General features: G+C 46.2%; 21 protein-coding genes. 15 read left to right on the plus strand and 6 right to left on the minus strand.

The genetic code is table 11. The annotated features are described in order from the left end of the window. Positions 1-131 precede the first annotated feature (131 nt). Positions 132-947, plus strand: a complete 816-nt coding sequence (locus GVO62_RS08640) for a class I SAM-dependent methyltransferase (protein ID WP_159118600.1) — start codon at positions 132-134, stop codon at positions 945-947. Positions 948-974: 27 nt separating this feature from the next. Further along, complete coding sequence (purD, locus tag GVO62_RS08645; RefSeq protein WP_159118601.1) at positions 975-2,267, plus strand: phosphoribosylamine--glycine ligase; 1,293 nt, start codon at positions 975-977, stop codon at positions 2,265-2,267. 101 nt (positions 2,268-2,368) lie between these two features. Here purD and GVO62_RS08650 read toward each other — a convergent pair whose 3' ends face one another. Then, the gene (locus tag GVO62_RS08650) at positions 2,369-3,082 is read right to left on the minus strand and encodes a sugar-binding protein (protein WP_373996016.1); all 714 of its coding nucleotides are present in this window, start codon (positions 3,080-3,082) and stop codon (positions 2,369-2,371) included. A 203-nt stretch (positions 3,083-3,285) separates the two neighbouring features. Between GVO62_RS08650 and GVO62_RS08655 the strand changes: the two genes are divergently transcribed. The 5 genes from GVO62_RS08655 to envZ all read left to right on the plus strand — a co-directional run bounded on the left by GVO62_RS08655 (position 3,286) and on the right by envZ (position 8,922). Then, positions 3,286-4,221, plus strand: coding sequence for an ion transporter (locus tag GVO62_RS08655; protein ID WP_159118603.1), 936 nt, complete (start codon positions 3,286-3,288; stop codon positions 4,219-4,221). Positions 4,222-4,341: 120 nt separating this feature from the next. Beyond that, positions 4,342-5,247, plus strand: coding sequence for a phosphoribulokinase (locus GVO62_RS08660; protein WP_105932506.1), 906 nt, complete (start codon positions 4,342-4,344; stop codon positions 5,245-5,247). Between the two features lie 152 nt (positions 5,248-5,399). After that, a complete protein-coding gene (locus GVO62_RS08665) occupies positions 5,400-6,530 on the plus strand; it encodes a DUF2855 family protein (RefSeq protein ID WP_159118688.1) in 1,131 nt (376 codons plus the stop codon). 200 nt (positions 6,531-6,730) lie between these two features. Next, the gene (ompR, locus tag GVO62_RS08670; protein WP_105932714.1) at positions 6,731-7,453 is read left to right on the plus strand and encodes an osmolarity response regulator transcription factor OmpR; all 723 of its coding nucleotides are present in this window, start codon (positions 6,731-6,733) and stop codon (positions 7,451-7,453) included. Positions 7,454-7,587: 134 nt separating this feature from the next. Further along, positions 7,588-8,922, plus strand: a complete 1,335-nt coding sequence (gene envZ / locus GVO62_RS08675; RefSeq protein ID WP_159118604.1) for a two-component system sensor histidine kinase EnvZ — start codon at positions 7,588-7,590, stop codon at positions 8,920-8,922. Between the two features lie 36 nt (positions 8,923-8,958). Here envZ and GVO62_RS08680 read toward each other — a convergent pair whose 3' ends face one another. The 5 genes from GVO62_RS08680 to hslR form a co-directional block, all read right to left on the minus strand. After that, positions 8,959-10,137, minus strand: coding sequence for an MFS transporter (locus tag GVO62_RS08680; RefSeq protein WP_159118605.1), 1,179 nt, complete (start codon positions 10,135-10,137; stop codon positions 8,959-8,961). A gap of 137 nt (positions 10,138-10,274) precedes the next feature. After that, entirely contained in the window at positions 10,275-12,713 is a 2,439-nt protein-coding gene (locus GVO62_RS08685; RefSeq protein WP_159118606.1) for a TIM-barrel domain-containing protein, read from the minus strand. 253 nt (positions 12,714-12,966) lie between these two features. Then, a complete protein-coding gene (locus GVO62_RS08690; RefSeq protein WP_159118607.1) occupies positions 12,967-14,529 on the minus strand; it encodes a phosphoenolpyruvate carboxykinase in 1,563 nt (520 codons plus the stop codon). A 475-nt stretch (positions 14,530-15,004) separates the two neighbouring features. Continuing rightward, complete coding sequence (gene hslO, locus GVO62_RS08695) at positions 15,005-15,904, minus strand: Hsp33 family molecular chaperone HslO (RefSeq protein WP_159118608.1); 900 nt, start codon at positions 15,902-15,904, stop codon at positions 15,005-15,007. Positions 15,905-15,927: 23 nt separating this feature from the next. Then, positions 15,928-16,332, minus strand: coding sequence for a ribosome-associated heat shock protein Hsp15 (gene hslR / locus GVO62_RS08700; protein ID WP_105932498.1), 405 nt, complete (start codon positions 16,330-16,332; stop codon positions 15,928-15,930). Positions 16,333-16,461: 129 nt separating this feature from the next. Here hslR and gspC point away from each other — a divergent pair, with 129 nt between their 5' ends. The 8 genes from gspC (at position 16,462) to gspJ (ending at position 24,426) form a co-directional block, all read left to right on the plus strand. After that, positions 16,462-17,379 (plus strand): type II secretion system protein GspC, encoded by a 918-nt coding sequence (gspC, locus tag GVO62_RS08705; RefSeq protein WP_159118609.1) that lies wholly within the window; start codon positions 16,462-16,464, stop codon positions 17,377-17,379. 103 nt (positions 17,380-17,482) lie between these two features. Beyond that, positions 17,483-19,528 carry a type II secretion system secretin GspD gene (gene gspD / locus GVO62_RS08710; RefSeq protein ID WP_159118610.1) on the plus strand — a complete coding sequence of 682 codons (2,046 nt, stop codon included), beginning with the start codon at positions 17,483-17,485 and terminating at the stop codon, positions 19,526-19,528. Position 19,529: 1 nt separating this feature from the next. Next, entirely contained in the window at positions 19,530-21,095 is a 1,566-nt protein-coding gene (gspE, locus tag GVO62_RS08715; RefSeq protein WP_159118611.1) for a type II secretion system ATPase GspE, read from the plus strand. Beyond that, entirely contained in the window at positions 21,096-22,322 is a 1,227-nt protein-coding gene (gene gspF, locus GVO62_RS08720) for a type II secretion system inner membrane protein GspF (RefSeq protein WP_159118612.1), read from the plus strand. It begins immediately after the preceding gene. Then, the gene (gene gspG, locus GVO62_RS08725; protein WP_012520130.1) at positions 22,322-22,759 is read left to right on the plus strand and encodes a type II secretion system major pseudopilin GspG; all 438 of its coding nucleotides are present in this window, start codon (positions 22,322-22,324) and stop codon (positions 22,757-22,759) included. The genes gspF and gspG overlap by 1 nt, the downstream gene beginning before the upstream one ends. A gap of 5 nt (positions 22,760-22,764) precedes the next feature. Continuing rightward, positions 22,765-23,391, plus strand: coding sequence for a type II secretion system minor pseudopilin GspH (gene gspH, locus GVO62_RS08730; protein ID WP_159118613.1), 627 nt, complete (start codon positions 22,765-22,767; stop codon positions 23,389-23,391). Further along, on the plus strand, positions 23,388-23,798 hold the full coding sequence (gene gspI / locus GVO62_RS08735; RefSeq protein ID WP_120962432.1) for a type II secretion system minor pseudopilin GspI: 411 nt from the start codon (positions 23,388-23,390) through the stop codon (positions 23,796-23,798). Before gspH ends, gspI begins: the two co-directional genes overlap by 4 nt. A 1-nt stretch (position 23,799) precedes the next feature. Then, positions 23,800-24,426, plus strand: coding sequence for a type II secretion system minor pseudopilin GspJ (gene gspJ, locus GVO62_RS08740; RefSeq protein WP_159118614.1), 627 nt, complete (start codon positions 23,800-23,802; stop codon positions 24,424-24,426). Positions 24,427-24,446: the final 20 nt, after the last annotated feature.

Below are 24,446 nucleotides of genomic sequence, written 5' to 3' on the forward strand. Positions count from 1 at the left end.
TAAGTGCAAATTAGGGTTTGCTGATAGGCTTGATCTGACCTGTGGTAATTTGTAGTAATAGTGTTACTAATAAATGTTATGTTATTCCAGTCCGCATAGATAATTACCCTCGACAGAAAAAGGAAATAAGAATGAAAAAGTTAGCCCAACTTGTGTTAGCCGCAACACTCGGTGTAACAGCAACTTATGCCAGTGCTGATGCTATTTCAGACGCCGCCATGAGCGATATCCGTTCTGATAAAGCCAAAGTGCGCGACGAATACCGCAACCCGCAACAAACATTACGCTTTTTTGGCCTAAAGCCAGACATGACTGTTGTTGAAATTTCACCAGGCGGCCGCTGGTATGCCGACATTCTTTACTCGGTGGTAAAAGAAAACGGCAAATACGTTGCTGCGCATTTCTATGTTGATGAAGAAACCAGCGGCTACTACAAAAAGTCGGTTGAAGGTTTCAAAGAACAAATGAAGCCGGGCATGAAATATGAAGGTACTGAGCTTACGGCATTTGACCCAATCAAAGCGTTAAATATTGGCGAAGCTGGCAGTGCTGATATGGTGCTAACCTTCCGCAACGTACACAACTGGTATATGCGCCACGGTGACGAAGGCATCGACAACGCGTTTGGCGCTTTCTTTAAAGCACTTAAGCCAGGTGGCGTACTTGGCGTAGTGGAACATGAGCTACCTGAAAGTGCAGACGATGCAGCGATGAAGAAAAGTGGCTACATGAAGCGTTCTTATGTTGTAGCCGCCGCTGAAAAAGCAGGTTTTGTACTTGAAGCAAGTAGCGATGTAAACGCGAACCCAATGGACACGGCAGATCACCCGAAAGGTGTGTGGACGCTACCTCCACGCTTGGCGCTAGATGATCAAGACAGAGAAAAATACATGGCGATTGGCGAGAGCAATCGCATGACGCTAAAATTCACCAAACCAAAATCATAAAATTAAACACTTAAAACGGAACAGTTAATGAACGTACTTGTAATTGGCGGCGGTGGCCGCGAACACGCGTTAGCGTTTAAAGCAGCGCAGTCTTCTGATGTTTCAACAGTATTTGTAGCGCCTGGCAATGCCGGTACCGCTACAGAGCCTAAGCTTGAGAACGTAGCAATTGATGTAAACGACATCGCCGGCTTAGTTTCTTTTGCTCAAGGTAATGATGTTGCGCTTACTATTGTCGGTCCAGAAGCGCCGCTAGTTGCAGGTGTAGTAGATGCGTTCACAAATGCGGGTTTAATGATATTTGGTCCCACTCAAGCTGCAGCGCAGCTTGAGGGTTCGAAAGCGTTCACTAAAGACTTCTTGGCTCGCCACGAAATTCCTACCGCTGAGTACCAAAACTTCACGGAAATTGACCCAGCTATTGCCTATGTTCGTGAGAAAGGCGCGCCTATCGTAGTAAAAGCTGACGGTCTAGCTGCCGGTAAAGGCGTTATCGTTGCGATGACTCTTGAAGAGGCTGAAGAAGCTATTCGCGATATGCTAGCGGGCAACGCGTTTGGCGAAGCGGGCAGCCGCGTAGTTATTGAAGAGTTCCTAGACGGTGAAGAAGCGTCGTTTATTGTTATGGTAGACGGTAAGAACGTACTGCCTTTTGCCACCAGCCAAGATCACAAGCGTGCGGCTGACGGCGACAAAGGCCCAAACACGGGTGGTATGGGGGCTTATTCACCGGCTCCGGTTGTAACACCAGAAATCCACGACCGTATTATGCAAGAAGTGATCATGCCAACGGTTGATGGCATGGCCGCTGAAGGTAACGATTATGTTGGCTTTTTATATGCTGGCCTAATGATTATGGCTGACGGCACGCCAAAGGTCATTGAGTACAACTGCCGCTTTGGCGACCCAGAAACTCAGCCTATCATGCTTCGCTTAAAATCAGACTTGGTTCCACTTTGCCAAGCGGCGTGTAAAGGTGAGCTTGCAGGCAAAACCATTGAGTTCGACGAGCGCGCATCGGTAGGTGTTGTGCTTGCCGCAGGTGGCTACCCAGGCAGCTATGATAAAGGCGATGTGATTACCGGTTTTGAAGATGCAGCGAAGCTAGAAGGAAAAGTATTTCATGCTGGTACTGCACTTCAAGATGGCGAAGTTGTTACCGCAGGTGGCCGCGTACTTTGCGCAACCGCGTTAGGTAACAACGTTACCGAAGCCCAGCAAAAAGCCTACGAGCTGCTAAAAACCATCCAGTTTAAAGATGTGTACTACCGTACTGATATTGCGCATCGTGCTATTGCACGTGAAGCTGAAGCGAAATAAATAGAACATAAACACAATTCACAAAAAGCGCGGCGCAATGCCGCGTTTTTTTATAAATACTCGTTAATTATTTAAAAGTGGTGGCAAATATATCGCCGACACTATTTAGTTAAAGTCACTTTCCCAAACACCGACGCATCCTTATACCCCAAGTTTTTATCGCCATTTACTGGGGTGATCTCATGCGAACCCAAAAAATGCTCTCTGTCGTAGCCATCAGCATCACAGTAGGCAAGCATAAAGCCCAGTGTCATACCTTCTTTTAAGGTAACCGGCGAGTTATCTTTTCCGTGCTGATAGCTATCATCAAATACATGCACCGCCGCTTCCCAGTAAATCTTGTAGGGCGCTTGTGTATCACGCTGCCATTTGTTCTTTACATGGTCGTTGTAGCGTTGTGGTACCGCCTCACCTGCTTCATTTGGGCCAATATCAATAACCTGGTTATCAAGCGCCAAGTGATAGGCAAACGCATTGTAGTTATTGAGGTGATCGCCACCAGAGGCGTCCGCATCAATAAAAATTTCTAGGCAATCATCATCCCAATAACGCTCAAGCGGGTTGGCATAGGTATCTGAAAGGTGGTCGTCTTGTATTTCGGCTAACAGATACAATGCATCCTTGTTCCATCGAAGTTTATATCTACCGGAAAAGTCGCTGGATTCAGGCGCAGTCCCCCACATGAGTGAGGTCATACCGTGCCAATCGCCCTCTTCCCATACTGCGTCGTTGGCTACGCCATCGATTACGGGGGGCGTTGAAGTAAAGCGTACGCTATCAGACTTCGCTAATGCCGCGGGAATAGATGACGTCATAAACAGTGCTAAAGCCAGTGAAGTAACTAGGGGTTGTTTACTTTTCAATTGAATACGCTCTTTGTTAGGTTACTTGCGATTTAAACTACCACGTTTCGCGCCCAGCTGCGCTTGAAATAGTACGATGCAACGCACCTTAGTTAGAAGCATTACCAATTTGGTGCAGTAATTGGTATAACAAGGTCATTCGTTCTCTTACCATTTTGGCTATGTCATTTAGAAACGCGTGCTATCACATCCTGGCTCCCGCTAGCGAAGCCCACGAATACAAAAAGCTTAGCAAGCTTTTTGATATATTCCTGATCGCGTTAATTATTGTAAATGTCGTTGCCATGATGCTGGAAACGGTACCGGGTATCCCTGCTATTTGGCGATACGAACTTCATATTATCGAAGTGGCTTCTGTACTTATTTTTACCGCAGAGTACTTCCTTCGCGTATACAGTAGCGCATCAGCCCCTAACCGCCCTACCCGTGCCCAAACAACAACATGGCAAAAGCGCTGGGCCTACATTAAAAGCCCCATGGCTTTAATCGACTTAATGGCTATTTTGCCTTTTTACTTAAGCGTATTTGTAGCGTTTGATTTGCGCATATTACGAGTTTTTCGGGTAATGCGAATCTTAAAAATTGGCCGCTATTCACGTTCAATGCAAACCCTTACTACTGTATTGCGCAACGAATCTCATAGTCTTATTGCTGCTATCAGCGTGCTTTTGCTATTTACGGTTATCGCTGCCACCTGCATTTATTATATCGAGCACACAGCACAGCCCAACGTATTCAGCAGTATACCCGCATCTTTATGGTGGGCACTGGTCACGCTGACTACGGTAGGCTATGGCGACGCTGTTCCAGTTACCGCGCTAGGAAAAGTATTTGGCGGGCTAATTACCATCATGGGCATATGCTTTTATGCCTTACCTGCGGGCATTTTGTCTTCAAGCTATACCACCCAAATGCAGCTAAAACGAGACCGTTTTAAAGACACCGTGCGCAGTGTCCTTGATGATGGGGAACTTAGTGAGCGTGACGTGCACCACTTGGAACACGTGCGAGCTTTGCTCGATTTAGACGAAGAAGAGGCAAAATTGATTGTGCGCCTATTGCAACATCATCATAAAAGCCTAGACAAATGAGCCTAGCAAGATTACACAAGAGCGCTTACAAAAACTAAGCAGTTCGCACCAAGATGCCCCCTTGATTCTTAGCGCACATCAGCTTATAACTAGTACCCGTCATTTCCAAAAAGAAATCCTATGTCTGTCAAACACCCTATTATTGCTATAACAGGTTCTTCTGGTGCGGGTACTACAACCACGACCAACGCTATTCGCCATATTTTCAGGAACTTAAACGTTAATGCTGCAGTAGTCGGCGGTGATAGTTTCCACCGATTTACTCGCCCGGAAATGGAAGTGGAAATCCGTAAAGCGCAAGAACAAGGCAGACACATTAGTTATTTTGGTCCTAAAGCCAACGATTTCGAACTACTTGAGACGCTGTTTAGAGAATACGGAAGTTCGGGTACTGGCCAATTTAGGCAATATCTTCATACATTTGATGAAGCCGTGCCGTTCAATCAAATGCCTGGAACTTTTACTCCGTGGCAAGACTTGCCTAAGAACACCGACTTACTGTTTTATGAGGGGTTACATGGCGGCGTTAAAACCGAAGAAAATGACGTTGCCAAACATGTAGATTTACTTGTGGGCATGGTGCCTATTGTGAACTTGGAATGGATCCAAAAAATTGTTCGCGACACCACAGACAGAGGTCATTCTCGTGAAGCAGTAATGAGCAGTATTGTGCGAGGTCTGGACGACTACTTTCATTACATTACACCTCAGTTTTCGCGCACTCACGTCAATTTCCAACGCGTCCCTACGGTTGATACTTCAAACCCGTTTAGCGCACGTGAAATTCCAACTCAAGATGAAAGCTTTGTGGTTGTAAGGTTTAGACGGGAAATGAAAACCGTAGACTTCCCTTATCTACTGCAAATGATCGACGGCGCATTTATGTCTCGCATCAACACGCTGGTTGTACCCGGCGGAAAAATGGGCTTAGCCATGGAGCTTATCTTAACGCCGCTCCTTGAAGATATCTTAAACAAGAAACGCAGAGCAGGCCATCAGATGGACTGGCTAAATAGCGACGAATAAAGTTCAATATACATCCCTTCTATAGGCATATATTTAAAACAGTAAGTCGTAATGGCTGAATCCCTGCGCCAATCTAGGTAGTTAATACCAATCCGCATAGATAATTAATGCGTTTCGACCTAGTTCCTAATAAAACCACAGCAGGCCCTATTATGACCACAATAAAAAGCCAACAAATTTGGGTAGACCAGCAAAACCTCGCCGCCACTAAAGTGGTTAACCTCGATATAGACACCAACGACTTACAACAGGATGAAGTACTGCTTGAAACAGACAGCTTTGGTTTTTCAGCCAACAACATTACCTATGCAGCACTGGGTTTTAAAATGGGCTACTGGGGCTTCTTTCCTGCTAAATACAATAATGACAGCAGCGATACTGGGTTTGGAATAGTCCCAGTATGGGGTTTCGCCACAGTAAAAGCTTCGCGCCATAGCGATATTGAAGTGGGTGAAAAAGTGTTTGGGTATCTGCCCATGGCAAGCCACTGGGTGATAAAAGCCGGTAAAGTTGCACCTCACTGTTTCTCTGATGTGCATGAAGCACGTAAAAGTATTAGCCCGGTTTACGACCAGTACCTTCGCTGTGCTGCCGACCCTGGATACGATAAAAACCGTGAAGCATGGCAGCTCAATTTTAGACCGCTTTATATGACGTCGTTTGTGCTCGATGACTATGTTGCCGAAAAAGCGGACAACAAAATATTGCTTCTATCGAGCGCCTCAAGTAAAACCGCGCTGGGCACTGCCCAGTTACTTAAAGATCAAAAACATTCTCGCAAAGCCACCTACCGCGTAGTGGGGCTAACTTCCACAAACAATGTTGATACAGTTAGCAATTCAGGCTGCTACGACGCTGTATACAGCTATGACGAACTCGCAGAGTTTAGTAAAGATGTTGGCGGCGAAGAAAACGTTTGGCTGCTTGATTTTGCTGCCAACGGTACGCTTATTAATAACCTCGCCAAGCAGCTTGGTGACAGTTTAAGGGAAGTAACGCTAATAGGTGCTACCGACTGGCAGGCTCAGGAAAAACCAAATCCGAAGCTGCTTAATGCAGAAATTTTCTTTGCGCCTGCGCGCGTAAAGCTTCGTCAAGGCGAATGGGGCCATGAAGCTTTCTTAGCTAAATACGCCACCGCATGGCAGCGCTTCGCCGCAAAAGTTAGTGATCAGTTTATTGAACAAACTCACTGTGGTTCCGAGTCCATAACAAGGTTATACCAAGAAACACTCAACGGTACGGCACAAGCCAAAGCGCTCAATGTAGTGACGTTCAATTAACACGCAATAAATAGTACACCCTCGTTTTTGAGGGTTTGTACTAAATTAAGATAATGAGCTCGGAGGCCGAGTTACTCATCGGTCCCTCTCTGTCTAGACACTATTTGTAACAAACATCCCCGGCCTTTTACGCTTTTCTCGCTTTTGTATTTCACATCTAATGGTTATAGTGAAACAAAAGTAAAACGAAAGGTATGAGTATGGGTCAGGAAACCTCTAAAATTCTCGTTGTTGATGATGACATGCGCTTACGCAGCCTGTTAGAGCGTTATCTTTTAGAGCAAGGCTACCAAGTTCGAAGTGCAGCAAACGCAGAACAAATGGATAGATTACTTGAACGCGAGAACTTCCACTTGATGGTTTTGGACCTTATGTTACCGGGCGAGGACGGGTTGTCTATTTGCCGCCGTTTGCGCCAGCATGAAAACGATATGCCCATTATTATGCTTACCGCTAAAGGCGATGAAGTAGACCGTATTATTGGCCTTGAAATGGGTGCAGATGACTATTTGCCTAAGCCTTTTAACCCGCGAGAACTGCTTGCCCGAGCGAAAGCGGTATTGCGCAGACGAAGCAGCGAAGCGCCCGGCGCGCCGTCTAAAGATGTACAAATTGTGGAGTTTGGCAATTACAAACTTAACCTTGCCACCCGAGAAATGAGCGCTGGCGATACACCCTTAACCCTAACGAGCGGTGAGTTTGCAGTATTAAAATCTTTGGTTACCCACCCCCGTGAGCCGTTATCCCGAGATAAGCTAATGAACTTAGCCCGTGGACGCGACTACAGTGCGTTAGAGCGCAGTATCGATGTCCAGGTTTCCCGCTTGCGAAGAATGCTTGAAGAAGACCCTGCCAACCCTCGCTATATACAAACCGTATGGGGACTAGGCTACGTTTTCGTGCCTGATGGCGAACAAGTCTAGCCTCGTGACCGATACGGCGGGAACGACTATCTTGGACGATTTGTTTTTAAAGTATGTTTACTCATGACGCGTGATTGCGTGCGTGCATATAGCCATTGCAAACGCTGGCCCATGACTCAAAGCGGCGGTGTGTAATGCGTTTAATTCCTAAAAGTGCATTCGGCCAAACCGTCATGCTTATTGGCGTGCTGCTGCTTATTAACCAGATAGTGTCCTACATCTCGGTTACCTATTATTTTATCCAGCCAAGTTATCAGCAAATCAATAGCTTACTGGCAACGCAAGTTAAGTCCGTACTCGCTAACGACTTGCTAGTGACCAACCAAGAAACCCGTGATCGCTATTTTGAAAAAACGCAGGTACAAGTGTTCGATGAAAGCATAGCGAGAAGAAATGGTTTAGAGAGCGCTGTTTACTACAATTATATTTCGTCGCAAGTGAGCGAGCGGCTCAATCAACTTGCGGACGTACGTATCAGCACCACAGGGCAAGCCAGCGACGAAAATGCCCCCTACATTGTCTGGATATCGCTAAACCGTTATCCAGACACCTGGATTTCTATCCCCATTTCAGGGCTAAACGAAGCGAATATCTCCCCACTGACTATGTATCTTATGGTTATTGGCATATTGAGTGTGGCAGGCGGATGGTTGTTTGTAAGACGTATGACTCGCCCTTTATCTGCACTTCAAAAAGCGGCAATTTCTGTGGGTAAAGGTGAGCATCCAGCCCCTCTTCGCGAACAAGGCAGCACTGAAATGATTCAAGTGACTCGCGCCTTCAACCGAATGAATCAGGGCATTAAGCAGCTTGAGAATGACAGAAATATCATGACAGCAGGTATTTCCCACGACTTGCGCACGCCGCTCACTCGTATCCGCCTTGCCTCAGAAATGCTGCCCGAAGACCAAGATTGGATAAAAGACGGTATTGTGAACGACATAGAAGACATGAACGCTATTATCGATCAGTTCATTGATTATGCGCGTTACGATACCGAAGAAGCGACTCAAGAAACCGATTTAAACGCCATTATCGCAGAGCTTGTTCAAGCAAGGCACCTAGATGATAAGCATCATATTGAACTGAAACTAAATGCCATTCCTCCCTTGTCACTAAAACGCATTGCGATGAAGCGAGTGATTGATAACCTGATAGAAAATGCGTTTAAGTATGGCTCGGACAATATCGCTATCAGCAGCTTTTACAATCGCCATGAAAAACGCGTATATTGCAAGGTTCGAGATTTCGGCCCGGGCATTCCAGATGATCAATTAACATCGCTTTTCATGCCTTTCGCTCAAGGTGACAAAGCCAGAAATTCTTCTGGCTCTGGCTTAGGTCTCGCTATCATTAGGCGTATTGTTGAAGCCCATGATGGGGAAGTAACCTTGAGAAATCACCCTCAACAAGGCTTGGTTGCCGAGTTCTATCTGCCCTATTTGGCTGAACTGCCCGACAAAAAGTAGAGCGCTTAATACTCGCTTATTTAATGATAATAGATTTTAAGCGGGCCTATCGTGGTACTTAATTTTGCGGCTGTAGCCATACGAGGCTAGCCATAACAAACATCCACCAATAGGAATAACCCAGAACGCCGTGGTGAGCGGTACAAAATTCGCCCACAGCCCCGTTGAAAATGACGCTACCTGTACGCCGGTAGAGTTGCCAATAATAGCAATCCCGGACAGTACAGGGCCGTTATCACTGTCGATATTCATAGCGGCAGATAGCATTAGAGGAAACAGCCCGCCTAAGCCAAGCCCTAGTAGAAGATTACCCGCGCCAATGCCGTACATGCTAGGCATTAGCTTAAGAGCAAATACCCCTGCTAACGAGGCAGTCGCCATGAATACGATTAAGCGGTGCACAGAGACAAAGCGAAGCAAAAAAGGGAACGTTAAGCGACTTAATACCATGCCTGCGGTGAAGCAAGCCAGAAGGTTACGTGATTGCTCACCGGTGAATCCTAAACCATTTTGTGCGTAGCTAACAAACCAGTTGGCATTACCGAACTCTACTGCACCATAACCAAAAGAAAGCAGGGCCATAAAAATAAAAACCGGCTGTTTAATAATAACGCCAAATGCCAACGTCTTTTTCGGGGCCTTAGGCTGGCCTTTAAGCACCTTGGCCTGTGAGCGGGCGGCTATAAAAGTATAGCAAGCCAGTAGCACCATTACTCCAGCTAGAACCTGAATGGGAAGTCGCCAGTTTTGGTCGACCAGGTATAACAGCGTTACGAAAAATGAAGCAGCAAAGGTTCCAAGGCTAAACATGAAATCCATCAGTCCCATCATAGTGAAACGTTTTTCGGCATACATTCGGGCTATAAGCGTGTGCCCAATGGTAAAAATGGTCGAACTCACCACGCCAATAAGTACGGCAAGCACTAAAAACCATTGCCATGATGATAGAACCGACACCATCAGCAGAAGCACAGTGTTTATACTGAACAGGGTGGCTAAAAGAGGCATGTACTCGAAGCGACTGACATATTTACCGCCAATCACCGCACCTAACATCATGCCCACAGAGAAGAGGGAGAAAAGCGCACCACTGACTACCTCAGACATTTGAAGGTCGGCCGCAATATCAGGCAGCAGAATTCCCCATAGCAAAAATAATTTACCGATTAAGAAAAAACCGGCAAAGATAACAATAGTGGCGGGAAGTCGGCTCATTTAGGCTCCATGGTTGATATCAGTGCGAATACATCAGATATAGACGAAAGGGCACAGCGTAGAGGTGCGCCCTTAACCACAACGTGAACCCTTAGGGAAACTGACTTTTTATATAACCTCGTCAGTACCCTCTATTATCACATGATCAATACCTCTACAGATTGCTGATAGTCGCATGAAAATGCAAGTGAAAGCGTTTTCCCTTTATCATCCCACGTTACCGGTACACTGTTACCATCAATTGAAACGCTTTGTGGTTTATCCCTCAAACCATGTATTACGTAGGTGATATTTCGTTGTTTGGGCATACCAATATAGCTGCCCTCGCTATCAAGCGTTAGGGTTAAAGCAGCGTTTTCATCTACAGACGAACGAACATGTAGCTTTGTGTACAAGCCTTTTTCAACAGACGCTGGATTTTTGCCATCATCCTCGTAATAAGTATATGAAGATGAATTTACTGAATTGTCATGCCAGTAATGCATTTCTATTTTACGTGTATCAAACTGCTCTGTGCGGCTAAGCCCTTTAGTCATTGGCATTAAGCTGCCCGCTTTTACCCACACAGGAAAGTTATCTTGGGTTAATGGGTAATCAACGGTTTGCTCTCCTTGGTAGCGCGTGTCAGAGAAAAAGTCGAACCACACGCCTTCGGGAAGGGCTGTTGACCACGCAACTTGGTTTGGGCTAGTAACAGGCGAAACTAACAGTGCATCACCCCACAAATAACTCTCTGTATTTTCAAACCAATCGCTTTCACCGTACTTCATGGCTAATGGACGCATTAAAGGCGTACCGTAAAGCGCATTTTCAAAAGCCAGTGAATAGTTATACGGCAGCATGTCGTAGCGAAGCTGGATAAACTTACGCGCAATCGACTTTACCGGGTCAGCATGGAAAATCGGCTCTGGCGCAATATTATCTTGAGCATGAGGCCTAAATACCGGTGAAAAAGTACCGAACTGAAGCCATCTTGTATAAAGCTCGGCATCAAAAATTTCACCTCCAGCAAACCCACCTAAGTCGGAATGGGTATACGCCATTCCAAAAACACTCATTTGAAGTGCCAACTCTACCTGAGGCTTAAATCCGCCCCAGCTTCGACTTACATCGCCCGTCCACGGCACCATACCGTAACGCTGGCTGCCCAAAAAGCCTGAACGCATGAGAATAAACGGGCGTGTATCAGGTTGCAGCTCGGTTAAATTGTTATACACGGTTTTCGCCCACTGATGACCATAACCGTTATGTACTTCAGCACCGCTCACCGTCTTATTACCGAGGCCGGCGTTGCTCCAGGTGTGCTGAATATCATCAGGGTGAACCTCAGGCTCACCCAAGTCGCCCCACCAGCCAGCAACGCCCTGTGCGGCTAGCTTTTCATAATATTGCCAAAACCAGTCTTGGCCCGCTTCATTGAACACATCAACAAGGCCGGTATTGCCAAAGTAAAAGTCGAAGGTATAAGGCATACCATTGTCGTTTTGAGCAAGAGCATTATTGGCAACGGCGCTTTCCCATTGCCTTGACGTTGTCAGAATAAACGGCTCTGTTATAAGCACGGTTTTTACGTCTTGATTGCGAAGTTCACTAATCATTTTCTCTGGCTCGGGAAACGTCTCACTGTCCCAATTCAAGTTACCCATATGGCCCTGAATGTCTTTACCAAACCAGTATAAATCCAGCACTACAGCGTCAACGGGAATATCTTGCGTATTAAAGGCATCGACTACGCTTGTGACTTCATCTTGCGATTTATAACCGAAACGAGACGCGAAGTTACCCAGTAGCCAGCGCGGAGGTAGAGGCTGTTTGCCCGTTACCGCAACAGTAGATTGCACAGTGTCAGCCAAGCTTTCACCCAATACCATGATGTAACTGGCACGACCACCCTGTGCAGTAAATAAAAGTTCATCAGGTGTGCTGCTGCCTATATCAAGCTGACCGGAGGCAGTGTTATCAAAAAGCACGCTGTAGTGTTTAGAAGACATCACCGCGGATAAGCCAAAATACATCTGATTCGATGAGGTGGTGTAACCATAATGGGCCTTGTTATAAAGCGGCATAGTGTTACCACGACGATTCATACCCAACACACGCTGCCCACCGCCATAAAGCTTTTCGTCTTCATCTAACGCAAACGACAGGCTAACGCCGTTACTGGAAATACTTAGTCCACCTTGCTCTTTCGCGACAATTTTGCCGTTAATAGAATAGCTGATAGCGTGCGTCGCCTTATCAACATGCGCTGCAATATTATTGAGTTTTAAGATTAGGGTCGTCGCAGTTTCAACTAGCTCTACATCATTAGCTTTTTTGTTTGTAACATCAGTCAACGCGGGCTCGGGAAGCGCCATAGACGGTAGATTTGCGTAAGGAGTGCCATTATCATCAGTAAGATACGTTACTTGAAAGCCACTATCGTGCAACGCGCTTATCGTGAAGTCATTGGTATCCGTATCAATATTTAGCGTTGCTTTTTCGAGTGTCGCTGTTTGAACTTCGGCTACCGTATTTACCGAGAAAAATGCCAAACCAGCACATGCAAGTGCTATACGCTGTTTCCTGTCTATCATGCTCAAAACCTTCTTTATGCTTCATAGCGAAGCGCACCTAATTAGCGAGCCGCACTTAATTAACGAAGCGCGCTTAATTAAAGCCTACTTGTGTACGGTGAATGATAGCTAGTGCATTGCTCAACTTAAATAAACATACGTATTCATAATGTTAAATTTGTTAACAACAATACAAAAAAAGCCCGCAACAGGGTGCGGGCAAAACATCAATCACGTTGAGTGTGATGAACGTTGGGAAGGGGCGGACCGAGTATTAGTTACCCGGCCCGGCTTTAACGATAGCGTCGCTAACGTCGTATTTTTCAAAGTTCTGTTTAAAGTCGTTAACTAAGTTAGCGGCGTATTCGTTGTACTTCTCTTTGTCTGCCCACGTGTTTTGAGGCACAAGCAAATTGCTGTCTACACCGTCTATTGCCACTGGCACATCTAGGTTTAACGCGTCAATGTGCTGGGTTTCAACATCGGCCAAGTTACCCGATACAATGGCATCAATGATGGCGCGCGTAGTAGGGATATCAAAACGGTTACCTGTGCCGTAAGGGCCACCAGTCCAACCGGTATTAACTAAGTAAACCTTTGCACCAAACGCTTTCACGCGCTTAATCAGAAGTTCTGCATATACGCCTGCTGGACGCGGGAAGAAAGGCGCACCAAAACAGGTTGAGAAGGTTGATTCGATATCGCTAGTAGAACCAATTTCAGTAGAGCCTACTTTCGCTGTGTAACCACTTAGGAAGTGATACGCCGCAGCTTCTTCAGTAAGTACAGAAACAGGAGGCAATACGCCACTTACGTCACATGTTAGAAATACCACTGAGCGAGGTTCGCCGCCACGGTTTTCAGCAACGCGCTTTTCGATATGAGAAAGCGGGTAGGCCGCACGTGAGTTTTGAGTTAGCGACGTGTCGGTATAATCTGGCGTGCGTGTTTCATCAAGCACTACGTTTTCTAGGATGGTACCAAACTTAATGGCATTCCAAATTACTGGCTCGTTCTTTTGAGAAAGATCGATACATTTAGCGTAACAACCGCCTTCGATATTAAATACGCTACCTGGTGCCCAGCCGTGCTCGTCATCACCAATCAAGAAACGCTTAGGATCGGCTGAAAGCGTAGTTTTACCTGTGCCTGAAAGGCCAAAGAACAAGGTCACATCGCCTTCTTCGCCCACGTTGGCAGAGCAGTGCATAGGTAGCACATCTTTTGCTGGAAGCAGGAAGTTTTGCACTGAGAACATGGCTTTTTTCATTTCACCTGCGTAACGCATGCCCGCAAGCAATACACGCTTTTTAGCGAAATTAATGATAACTGTGCCGTCGCTGTTTGTACCGTCACGCTCTGGTTCGCAAGTGAAACCAGGAACGTTTAAGATTTGCCAAGGCTGGTCGCCTTTCACGTTCCACTGTTCTGGAATAATAAATAGATTACGAGCAAACACGTGCTGCCAAGCAGTTTGCGTTCTTACTTCAAGAGATAACGCGTGCTCAGGGTCTGAACCCACCTGAAGGTGTGAAAGAAAGTGTTCTTGGGTAGAAAGATAAGCCTCTACTCTGTCCCACAGCGCATCGAACTTGTCAGCATCAAAAGGCTTGTTTACCTTGCCCCAATCGATATCGTTTTCGGTCGTTGGCTCTTTCACGATAAAACGATCGTTTGGAGAGCGACCAGTACGTTTGCCGGTTTCGACGACAAGGGCGCCGTTTTTATCTAATACACCTTCGCCGCGCAATACAGCGCGTTCGATAAGTTCTGCGTTAGGCAGATCAGTGAGTGGCGTTACTTTCAGTTCCGTTTGAATTGAGGCTGCTGCGGTCATGGCTGTTACCCTATATGTAATTTTTCAAAAGCACTTTCAAAAAAGTATCACCTCTTCGATTGTAATGTAAACAAGGCCTAACGCGCATTTTTAAAAAGTATAATCACTATATTCGGCATGCCATTTTCACAAATATTGTAAATTAATTACAGGAAAAGCATTTTCCTTCGGTATATATGCGATATTTGTGGTTAAGAGCACGTGATTGATCGATGAATTTCAAAATAAAAAGAAATAAAAAACGAAGAAAGTATTTTTAAAAACTTTCAAATATTTGAAATCCTATGAAGTGACATTGAGAGACGATAAGGGGAACCATTACCGCTGGTTAATTTTTAACCATGAGTTAAGTATTGTTTCGCCTCTTATCTTGTAAATTAGGTTTGCGAAGAAATTCTAAAGTGAAATAAAAAAGCACCTAGTGAATTAGGTGCTTCTGGCGTGTTCTTTTTGCCACCGCTTAAACAGTTAAGGTTTACTGGTTAGATGATGACACATCAAAATTACCGCTATGAATGGCTTCAACGTCGATACTGTCAAAACTGTATTCAGTATGGCAGTACTGACAATTCATTTTTATCGCCCCTTCTTCAGCGATAATTGCGTGAAGCTCAGACTTTTCCACATGACGGAGCGCCTCTGCGCTGCGCTCTTTTGAACACGAGCACGCAAACGTAACGTCTTTTGCTGGATACACTTCCACGTCTTCCTGATGGTAAAGACGATATAAAATGTCTTCAACTGATAAAGAAAACATCTCTTCTTTTGTGAGTGTTTGAGTAAGTTTAGAGATATGAGCAAACTCATTCGCTTGCGACACATCGGTAGCGCTAGCATCGGTAGGCAGTACCTGAAGAAGCACGCCTGACGCTTTTGCGTTTTTAGGGTCGCTCATATCCGTCATAAGGTGAACGCTGGTCGCGAGTTGCTCAGACTGAGCAAAATAGCCTTCAATACATTCAGCAAGAGAAGGCTTGTCTAGCGCTACAACACCCTGATAGCGTTCGCCTTCATCTGGTGTAATGGTAATAACTAGTACTGCCTGCGACAAAAGTTCTGAAAAGGTTTCAGGCAAACTTTCCAACGTTTCATCCCAACGTGCTACGCCGCGAAGCGTTTGTTCATGAGTAGCGTTTAACACCGCATAGCTCACAGGCCCCTTGCTTTGAATTTGCAGTGAAATTTCACCTTTGAACTTTAGGGTTGCCGTTAACAATGATGTTGCCGCTGCCATTTCACTTAGCAAGATTTGAATTTGCACAGGGTACTCATAGCTGTGCACAATTTGCTTTAAGCTCTCGTCAAGGCGCACTAGCTCGCCACGAACGTTAGCTTGCGTAAATAAGAAGCGGTGTAATTGATCGAAATCGCTCATAAATAATCCTGTTGAGCAGCGCATTACTGCTGCTTGAATTTAATAATCTGTCGTCGCTGCTTTTTGTCAGGCCTATGATCTGGTTTAGGACTGTGAAATGCATTCATTTTACGGGCAGCTTGGTTTTCTTCACGTTTTGTTACACTTTCGTCAGTTTCTTCAAAAAGCGTTTGTGCAAGGGGCGCGCTCAAGCGCTTATCACTTAAGCCTAGCACCTTAATTTCACGAATATCCCATCCGGCGGGAACTTTAATCGTGGCGCCAAGCTCTACATGCTTACCAGGTTTGGCTCGTTGCCCGTTGTACTGGACCTTTCCCGACTGCACCATGTCTCTGGCTACCGCACGGGTTTTAAAGAACCTTGCAGCCCATAGCCACTTGTCCAGCCTGACATTTTGTGTTGTATTGTTACTTTCCAATTGGCTCATGTAATAATTTCGTAATGGTGTAGCTTTAGTGTTGTGACCCTCACCTTTACTAGGCTATTATGGGTTTGCTAAAGCACGGTTAACCAAAAATTCACTATATTATAATAAAGCAGTACCATCAGTGGCAGCATGACATTCAATAAACCCAATCCACATTCTCTGGTTGTTTATCTAAACCAGCACCAAAAACAGCTACATACAATAGTAGTGGTTCTGCTTAGCCTGTATTTAATTGCTTTTGCTGCCAAACTCGTGTGGCAAATTATACCCGAACCTCAATTATCTGCGACACCCACAGCAAGCCGAGCTCCGGTGATTTCTTCGTCATCTGGCAAAGGTGGGGTCAATATTGCCAAAATACAACAGCTAAACTTATTTGGTAACGCGGCGGCTAAACCTGCCGAACCGGTTGCCGAAGTAACCGACGCGCCAGAAACACGACTAAACTTAACCCTTACTGGTGTGGTCGCAAGCTCAGAGCAAGAAGCGGGTACCGCTATTATAGAAAACCGCGGCAGCCAAGCTGTTTATGGGCTGGGCGAAAAAATTGAGGGCACTAATGCCACGCTCCAAAAAGTGTATAACGACCGCGTAATCATCAAAAACGGGGCGAGAAACGAAACCTTGATGCTTGACGGCATTGATTATGAAGAAGCAAACCGACGCCGTGAAGCGCAGGCAAGAAACCGACCAGCGCCAGAAGACGACGAAGATGCAGAGGTTGAGTTGAGTGACGAGGCGCTAGAGGCAACTGCTGCACTTAGAGAGCGCCCTGCAAGCTTCACTGATTTCATTTCAATATCGCCGAAAACGGAAGAAGGCCAGCTTATCGGTTATCAGGTAAGCCCCGGAAAAGAGCCTGAGTTATTTAAGTCAGCGGGCCTTCAGGCAGGCGATGTTATTACCCAAATTAATGGGCTAGACCTTACCGACTTGCAACAATCGCAAGAGGCACTGTCTGAGCTACGCAATGCACAAAATATAGAATTAACGATTATTCGAGATGGCAGCTTAACCACGCTATATCTAGATTTACCCGAGGCGTAACAACAACTAAAACGGTAACGACTCGTCCTTATTAGATTAGGCATGCACTGACTATTACGAAGCCATTAAGCCATCGACAGGTTAGGAAATGAAGGAAGTTAGAATGAAAAGGCGCACTAGCCATAAACTATTATCTCGCTTAGGCACAGCCATGTGTACAGCGCTTCTGTGTTTCTCGGTGACGGCCGCTGAGTACATGCCTAATTTCAAAGATACCGATATCAATGAGTTTATTAATATTGTTGGTAAAAATCTTGAGCGCACCATTATTGTCGACCCTAACGTACGTGGAAAAATAAGCGTACGCAGCTATGACATGCTCAATGAAGATCAGTATTACCAATTTTTCCTTAACGTACTCCAAGTTTACGATTTCGCCGTTGTAGAAATGCCAAGCGGTATTTTAAAAGTTGTGCGTTCTAAAGACGCGAAAACCTCAAACATTCCGGTTGTGGAAGGTGCAGAGCAAGACGGTGATGAGTTTATTACCCGCGTAGTTCCTGTATATAACGTACCGGTACGTGAACTTGCTCCAATTTTACGGCAGTTGAATGATCAAGCGGGCGGCGGTAACGTGGTAAGCCACGACCCATCAAACGTGATGATGCTGACAGGCCGCGCTGCGGTGGTTAACCGCTTGGTAGAGATCATTGAACGTGTAGACCGCGCTGGTGACGAAGAAGTTGAAATTGTAAAGCTGCGTTATGCTTCTGCATCAGAAATGGTGCGCATTATCGACAGCATCAACAAGTCTCAGGGCAAAGCAAATACAGGTGGTAAGTCTGAGCCGCGCGCGGTTGCAGACGACAGAACAAACTCTGTCATTGTAAGTGGCGATGTTAAAGCACGTCAGCGTCTTATTAACCTTATTCAGCGCATGGACCAAGAACTTGAGTCTAATGGCAACACTCGCGTTATGTTTTTAAATTACGCAAAAGCGGAAGACTTAGTTAAAGTCTTACAGGGCGTTTCAGCCAGTATTCAGGCAGAAGAGCAAGGCAGTACCAGCACAAACCGCCGTGCGGGCTCAAATCGCGAAATTAGTATTGATGCACATGAAGATTCGAACGCTATCGTTATCACTGCAGAGCCCGATATGATGCGCTCGTTGGAAGAAGTGGTAAGACAGCTTGATATTCGTCGCGCGCAGGTGCAGGTTGAAGCCATTATTGTTGAAGTCTTTGAAGGCGACGGCGCAACCTTAGGTGTACAGTGGGTCTCAGAAGAGGGTGGCGGCACACAATTTAATAACGGCGTTATAGGTGTTGGGTCGTTGGCGGTTGCACTACGTCAAGCCGAAGACCGAGAAACCACGCAAACGAATATCACAGCCAACGGCGAAGTAGTAGAGACCACAGACACAATTGAAGGTGATTTTACCGCGCTTGCCAGCTTGCTTGGTGGCGCTAACGGCATGATAGCTGGCGTTATTGAAAACGGCTGGGGCGCAGTGGTTCAAGCGGTAAGCACGGATACCAACTCGAATATTCTTGCCACGCCACACCTAACCACCATGGACAACGAAGAAGCATTTTTCATCGTAGGTCAGGAAGTACCTATTATTACGGGCACAACAACCGGTGCGAATAACTCGAACCCGTTCCAAACCGTTGATCGTCAAGAAGTAGGTATCAAACTGAAAGTGACGCCGCAAATTAACGAGGGCGATGCAGTACAGCTTCTTATCGAACAAGAAGTGTCGAGCGTGAGCGGTGCAACCTCGGTAGATATCTCAATTAACAAGCGTGAAATCAAAACTACAGTAATTGTAGATGACGGCGGTACTATCGTTCTTGGCGGCCTTATAGATGAAGACGTTCAGGAAAGCGTATCTAAAGTACCGCTGCTTGGTGATATTCCTATTCTTGGTCACCTGTTTAAGAGCACATCAACAAGTAAGCGTAAGCGCAACCTAATGGTCTTCTTAAAGCCCACAATTGTGCGAGATGGTGCGACCATGAATGCCATTAGTCATCGCAAGTACAACTATATCCGTGCGCTTCAACTTAAGCGTCAGCAGGACGGTGTATCTTTGATGCCGTCAGCCGAAACACCAAGTATGCCTCAATGGGATGACGAACTTTCTCTACCGCCTTCGTTTGAAGAGTATCTCACTGAAAAAGAGAAGCTAAAAGAAGGTAACGAGTAGAATGGCTGGGCAGGACGAACAACTTACTCAAGCATTAGAGGCGCAAGAAGAAGCCTTGGAAGCCATGGGTGAAGACGCGGGTTTACCTGAAGCTGAGGCTGGCCCTAGGCAGCTTTCATTTAGTTTTGCCAAGCGCAACCAGGTGTTACTTGAAACCAATGAAACCCCTGCTGTGCTCTACTTTACCGAAAACACACCTTTTGAAGTGTTTGCAGAAGTTCGCCGTTTCTACGGCGAGCCTTTTGTGCCAAAAACCATACCCGCTGATGAATTTGAAAGCCTTCTGACTAGCGCGTTTCAACGTGACAGTTCAGCGGCGAAACAGCTTATGGAAGATCTTGGTAACGAAAGCGACTTGTTTGCGTTAGCTGAAGACCTCCCAGACACTGAAGACCTGTTAGATAGTGAAGATGACGCCCCAATTATCAAGCTTATTAATGCCATGCTTGGTGAAGCGATTAAAGAAGGCGCGTCAGATATCCACATTGAAACCTTTGAAAACCAGCTTGTGGTTCGCTTTCGTGTAGACGGTGTATTGCGAGAAATTCTGCGCCCTAACCGCAAGCTTTCTTCCATGTTGGTATCGCGCATTAAAGTAATGGCGAAGTTAGACATTGCTGAAAAACGGGTTCCGCAAGATGGCCGTATAACGCTGCGTATTGCTGGGCGAGCAGTAGATGTGCGTGTTTCTACCATGCCATCGAGTCATGGCGAGCGTGTCGTACTGCGTCTTCTGGATAAAAATAATGCCCGCCTGAATCTAGAAGATTTGGGCATGACGCTGCAAAATCGCAATCACTTTTCCACCCTTATTCGCAAGCCTCATGGCATTATTTTGGTTACCGGCCCCACCGGTTCAGGTAAAAGTACTACCTTGTACGCTGGGCTTTCTGAAATAAACTCGCGAGACAGAAATATTCTAACCGTTGAAGACCCGATTGAATTTGATCTTCCTGGCATTGGCCAAACTCAAGTCAATCCGCGCGTTGATATGACGTTTGCCCGCGGCCTTCGCGCTATTTTGCGCCAAGACCCAGACGTGGTAATGGTCGGAGAGATCCGAGATATCGAAACGGCACAAATCGCCGTTCAAGCCAGTTTAACCGGTCACTTGGTACTTTCTACTCTGCATACCAATACCGCTGCCGGCGCCATAACGCGTCTAGAAGATATGGGCATTGAGCCTTTCTTATTGTCTTCAAGTCTATTAGCGGTATTGTCACAGCGCTTGGTGCGAACTTTGTGTCCGGAATGTAAGAAGCCTCATACACCGGATGCCTCAGAACTAGAAGTTTTGGGACAAGAGGCCACCAGCAGCACAACGATTTACAAGCCTCACGGCTGCGCCGCCTGTAATCAAACCGGCTATCGCGGTCGTACTGGTATTCATGAGCTATTGTTAGTAGACGAGAAAGTGCGCGAAATGATGCACGAAGGTGTCGGTGAACAAGCCATTGAACGCTACATCCGAACGTCCACACCAAGCATTCGTGAAGACGGCTGCCGCAAAGTTCTTTTGGGTGTTACCTCACTTGAAGAAGTGCTTCGAGTTACGAGGGAAGACTAAATGGCGGCCTTCGCTTATAAGGCGGTTAATGCCCGCGGTAAAAATACAAACGGCGTACTTGAAGGTGATAATGCCCGTCAGGTGCGTCAACAGCTGCGCGAAAAGGGTTTAATCCCTTTAGAAGTCGAGCAAGTTGCCGAGCGCACACAAAGCGAAGGCAAAGGGCTTTCATTTTCTCTGTTTAAACCTCGTATTTCAGCTTCCGATTTAGCGCTACTTACTCGGCAAATGGCTACCCTTGTAGAATCGGCTCTTCCTGTCGAAGAGGCGCTGCTAGCGGTAGCAGAACAATGCGAAAAGCCTCGTCAGAAAAACATGATGATGGCGGTGCGCAGTAAAGTCGTCGAAGGTCACGGGCTTGCCGATGCATTAGGTCAGTTTCCAAGTGTATTCGACGAGCTTTACCGCGCAATGGTAGCTGCAGGTGAAAAGTCAGGCCACCTTGATACAGTACTTAATCGTTTAGCCGACTATACCGAACGTAGACAGCAAACCCGTAGCCAAATAACACAGGCGATGGTTTACCCGTTGTTAATGCTGTTTTTTGCGATGGGGATCGTGATACTGCTGTTAACCGTGGTTGTGCCTAAAATTGTGGGTCAATTCGACCACATGGGGCAAGACCTGCCGGGCATCACCCAGTTTCTCATATCTGTAAGTACATGGCTTCAGAACTACGGCTTATTTATGCTAATCGGCATAGGCGTGCTTATCGTTATCATTCAGCGCGTATTGCAGCAAAAGCTTATGAAACTGCGCTATCACAAAGCGCTATTAACGCTGCCGTTGATAGGCCGAGTATCGAGAGGCTTGAACACAGCACGATTTGCTCGCACCTTGAGTATATTGAGCGCCAGCGCTGTTCCTTTGCTTGAAGCGATGCGAATCTCTGGCGATGTGCTTGAAAATCAACATATTAAGAACCAAGTGGCCGACGCAGCCATTAACGTGAAAGAAGGTAGCAGCTTACGTGCAGCGCTGGACAATACAAAAATGTTTCCACCCATGATGATGCATATGATTGCATCAGGTGAAAAGTCGGGCGAGCTTCAGCAAATGCTAGCTCGAGCCGCAGATAATCAAGATAGGGAATTTGAAGCGCTTATTGGTGTCTCACTTAAGGTATTTGAACCCTTACTTATCGTATCGATGGCAGGCATTGTTCTGTTTATCGTTATGGCAATATTGCAGCCAATTTTAGCATTGAACAACATGGTGAATATTTAATGAAAACACTTAATCGCAGTTCTGGTTTCAGTTTGATTGAAGTCATGGTCGTACTTCTGATCATCGGTATTATGGCCTCTATGGTAGCGCCTCAGATTTTAGGTAACCAAGAAGAAGCGCAGCTTAAAAAGGCTGCTGTCGATATTCAACAAATGGAAAGCGCACTTGAGATGTACAAGCTGCGTAACAATCGCTTCCCAACCACCGAACAAGGTTTAGACGCGCTAGTTACCGCGCCAACGATTGATCCTATTCCTCGTAACTATCCTGAAGGTGGTTTTATTAAGCGCCTGCCTGAAGATCCGTGGGGCAATCCATACGCGCTTATCAGCCCAGGAGAGCTAGGCGTAGTTGATATTTTCTCAAACGGTCCAGACGGTGAACCAGGTACTGATGATGACATCGGTAACTGGAACATTAACGAATACCTGAACTAGCCTTTATGCGCTACCGCAGCAGTACATCGTTTAATAAAGCAGGCTTTACCCTATTGGAAGTCATGCTTGTACTGCTGCTTATGGGCTTGGCGGCCGGGTACGTTATGTTCAACGCCTTCGGCGCAAGCAAGGCTGATTTATTAAAAAGCCAAGCACAGCGTCTGCAAGTTATCGTCGATATGGCTAGCGACTTTGCCGTGCTGAATCAGCAGCAGCTTGGCGTGCGCTTCGAAGCTGATAAAAACCAGTATTACTTTGTTTACTTGGATGACGATGATGAATGGCAGCGTATCGAGGGTGAAAAAACCTATGAGCCCTATACTTTGCCCGAACCATTTACTTTCACATTAAATTTAGACGACCTACCTTGGGATGTTGAAGACCGGCTATTTGACAGAGACATCTTTGACGAAAATTTAAGTGTTGCTAACGAGGGCGTTGAGATAGGTAAGGAAGAAGAGAAAAAGCTACCTCCCCCGCAAATACTTATCATGTCGAGCGGCGAAATCACGCCATTTACCTTATCGTTTAATTATGAAGGCGATGACGGCGACGACCCTGTCTATTACAGCGTGCAAAACCAAGATCTACCACCTTTGGTACTTGAAGGACCGGCGGAGCGCCCACTATGAGCGCGCCCACTTCAAACGTGTCTAGTGCACTTCGTCACCAACGCGGATTAACCCTACTTGAAGTCATGGTGGCCCTGCTTATTTTCGCGCTCACAGGTACGGCAGTACTCAAAGCGGCAGGAGAGCATCTCTCGAGCGTAGGTCAAATTGAAGCTGTCACGTTTGCCAACTGGGTTGCGAGTAACCGCCTGAATCAGCTTCAGCTAGATACTACATGGCCACCCAAAAACAATTTAAAAGGCACCATGGAAATGGCCGACCGTACTTGGTATTGGCAACAAACGGTAGCCAAAACAAATGATAACGACTTACGGGCCGTTACTGTTTCTGTAGGTGAAGACGAAAGCTACGGTAGCTCGGTCACTTCCGTCACCACATTTGTGGCTAAGCCAACGGCGGACAATTAGTATGCAGCGCGGCTTTACGCTTATAGAAATATTGATCGCCATGGCCATTTTCACGCTTATTGGCCTTGCGTCTACCGGTTTGCTCACTACGGTTATTGACAGTAACGATATTTCAGAAGAGCGCTTTGCAAAGCTTCAACTATTGCAGCGCGCGATGATCACAATTGAGCGAGATCTGCAGCAAGCCGTACCTCGAGCAGCTCGGGTGAACGGTGAAAAGCAAGATGTTGTGATGGCCGGTGGCGAGGTTGATAATAGTGACGATGACGGCGTCGGCTTCGTGCGGGGAGGCTGGCACAACCCTCAGCTTATGCTGCCACGAAGTACGCTTCAATATGTTGCCTACCGCCTTAATGAAAACAGGCTAGAACGGTTATACAGCAACTATGTTGATAACGTCATTGGCTATGAGCCGAAGGTACGCGTACTGTTAGAGGACATAGAAAGTCTTAAGATAGAGTTTCTTGCTACATCTAGTAACGAATCCTTAGACGAAGATGAAGACCTTTCTTGGAATGAAAGTTATAAAGGAACCGCGCTTCCTCGCGCCGTGGCAATAGAGTTTGTCAGTAAAGACTTCGGAAAAATTCGCAGAGAATTCACCTTGACCACAGGGGGAGCGTCATGAAGAAGATTCACATGGCTTCA

The organism is Alteromonas sp. KUL150 (genome assembly GCF_009811475.1).
In the GTDB taxonomy this organism is placed as follows: domain Bacteria; phylum Pseudomonadota; class Gammaproteobacteria; order Enterobacterales; family Alteromonadaceae; genus Alteromonas; species Alteromonas gracilis.

What these genes read in the sequence shown, in the direction of transcription:
- gspD (WP_159118610.1), top strand. Translation starts at nt 17,483, where the DNA reads ATGAAAAGGCGCACTAGCCATAAACTATTATCTCGCTTAGGCACAGCC.
- purD (WP_159118601.1), top strand. Translation starts at nt 975, where the DNA reads ATGAACGTACTTGTAATTGGCGGCGGTGGCCGCGAACACGCGTTAGCG.
- hslR (WP_105932498.1), bottom strand. Translation starts at nt 16,332, where the DNA reads ATGAGCCAATTGGAAAGTAACAATACAACACAAAATGTCAGGCTGGAC.
- GVO62_RS08650 (WP_373996016.1), bottom strand. Translation starts at nt 3,082, where the DNA reads ATGACGTCATCTATTCCCGCGGCATTAGCGAAGTCTGATAGCGTACGC.
- gspJ (WP_159118614.1), top strand. Translation starts at nt 23,800, where the DNA reads ATGCAGCGCGGCTTTACGCTTATAGAAATATTGATCGCCATGGCCATT.
- gspC (WP_159118609.1), top strand. Translation starts at nt 16,462, where the DNA reads ATGACATTCAATAAACCCAATCCACATTCTCTGGTTGTTTATCTAAAC.
- gspF (WP_159118612.1), top strand. Translation starts at nt 21,096, where the DNA reads ATGGCGGCCTTCGCTTATAAGGCGGTTAATGCCCGCGGTAAAAATACA.
- hslO (WP_159118608.1), bottom strand. Translation starts at nt 15,904, where the DNA reads ATGAGCGATTTCGATCAATTACACCGCTTCTTATTTACGCAAGCTAAC.
- GVO62_RS08665 (WP_159118688.1), top strand. Translation starts at nt 5,400, where the DNA reads ATGACCACAATAAAAAGCCAACAAATTTGGGTAGACCAGCAAAACCTC.
- GVO62_RS08690 (WP_159118607.1), bottom strand. Translation starts at nt 14,529, where the DNA reads ATGACCGCAGCAGCCTCAATTCAAACGGAACTGAAAGTAACGCCACTC.
- GVO62_RS08660 (WP_105932506.1), top strand. Translation starts at nt 4,342, where the DNA reads ATGTCTGTCAAACACCCTATTATTGCTATAACAGGTTCTTCTGGTGCG.
- gspE (WP_159118611.1), top strand. Translation starts at nt 19,530, where the DNA reads ATGGCTGGGCAGGACGAACAACTTACTCAAGCATTAGAGGCGCAAGAA.
- ompR (WP_105932714.1), top strand. Translation starts at nt 6,731, where the DNA reads ATGGGTCAGGAAACCTCTAAAATTCTCGTTGTTGATGATGACATGCGC.
- gspG (WP_012520130.1), top strand. Translation starts at nt 22,322, where the DNA reads ATGAAAACACTTAATCGCAGTTCTGGTTTCAGTTTGATTGAAGTCATG.
- GVO62_RS08640 (WP_159118600.1), top strand. Translation starts at nt 132, where the DNA reads ATGAAAAAGTTAGCCCAACTTGTGTTAGCCGCAACACTCGGTGTAACA.
- GVO62_RS08685 (WP_159118606.1), bottom strand. Translation starts at nt 12,713, where the DNA reads ATGATAGACAGGAAACAGCGTATAGCACTTGCATGTGCTGGTTTGGCA.
- gspI (WP_120962432.1), top strand. Translation starts at nt 23,388, where the DNA reads ATGAGCGCGCCCACTTCAAACGTGTCTAGTGCACTTCGTCACCAACGC.
- gspH (WP_159118613.1), top strand. Translation starts at nt 22,765, where the DNA reads ATGCGCTACCGCAGCAGTACATCGTTTAATAAAGCAGGCTTTACCCTA.
- GVO62_RS08680 (WP_159118605.1), bottom strand. Translation starts at nt 10,137, where the DNA reads ATGAGCCGACTTCCCGCCACTATTGTTATCTTTGCCGGTTTTTTCTTA.
- envZ (WP_159118604.1), top strand. Translation starts at nt 7,588, where the DNA reads ATGCGTTTAATTCCTAAAAGTGCATTCGGCCAAACCGTCATGCTTATT.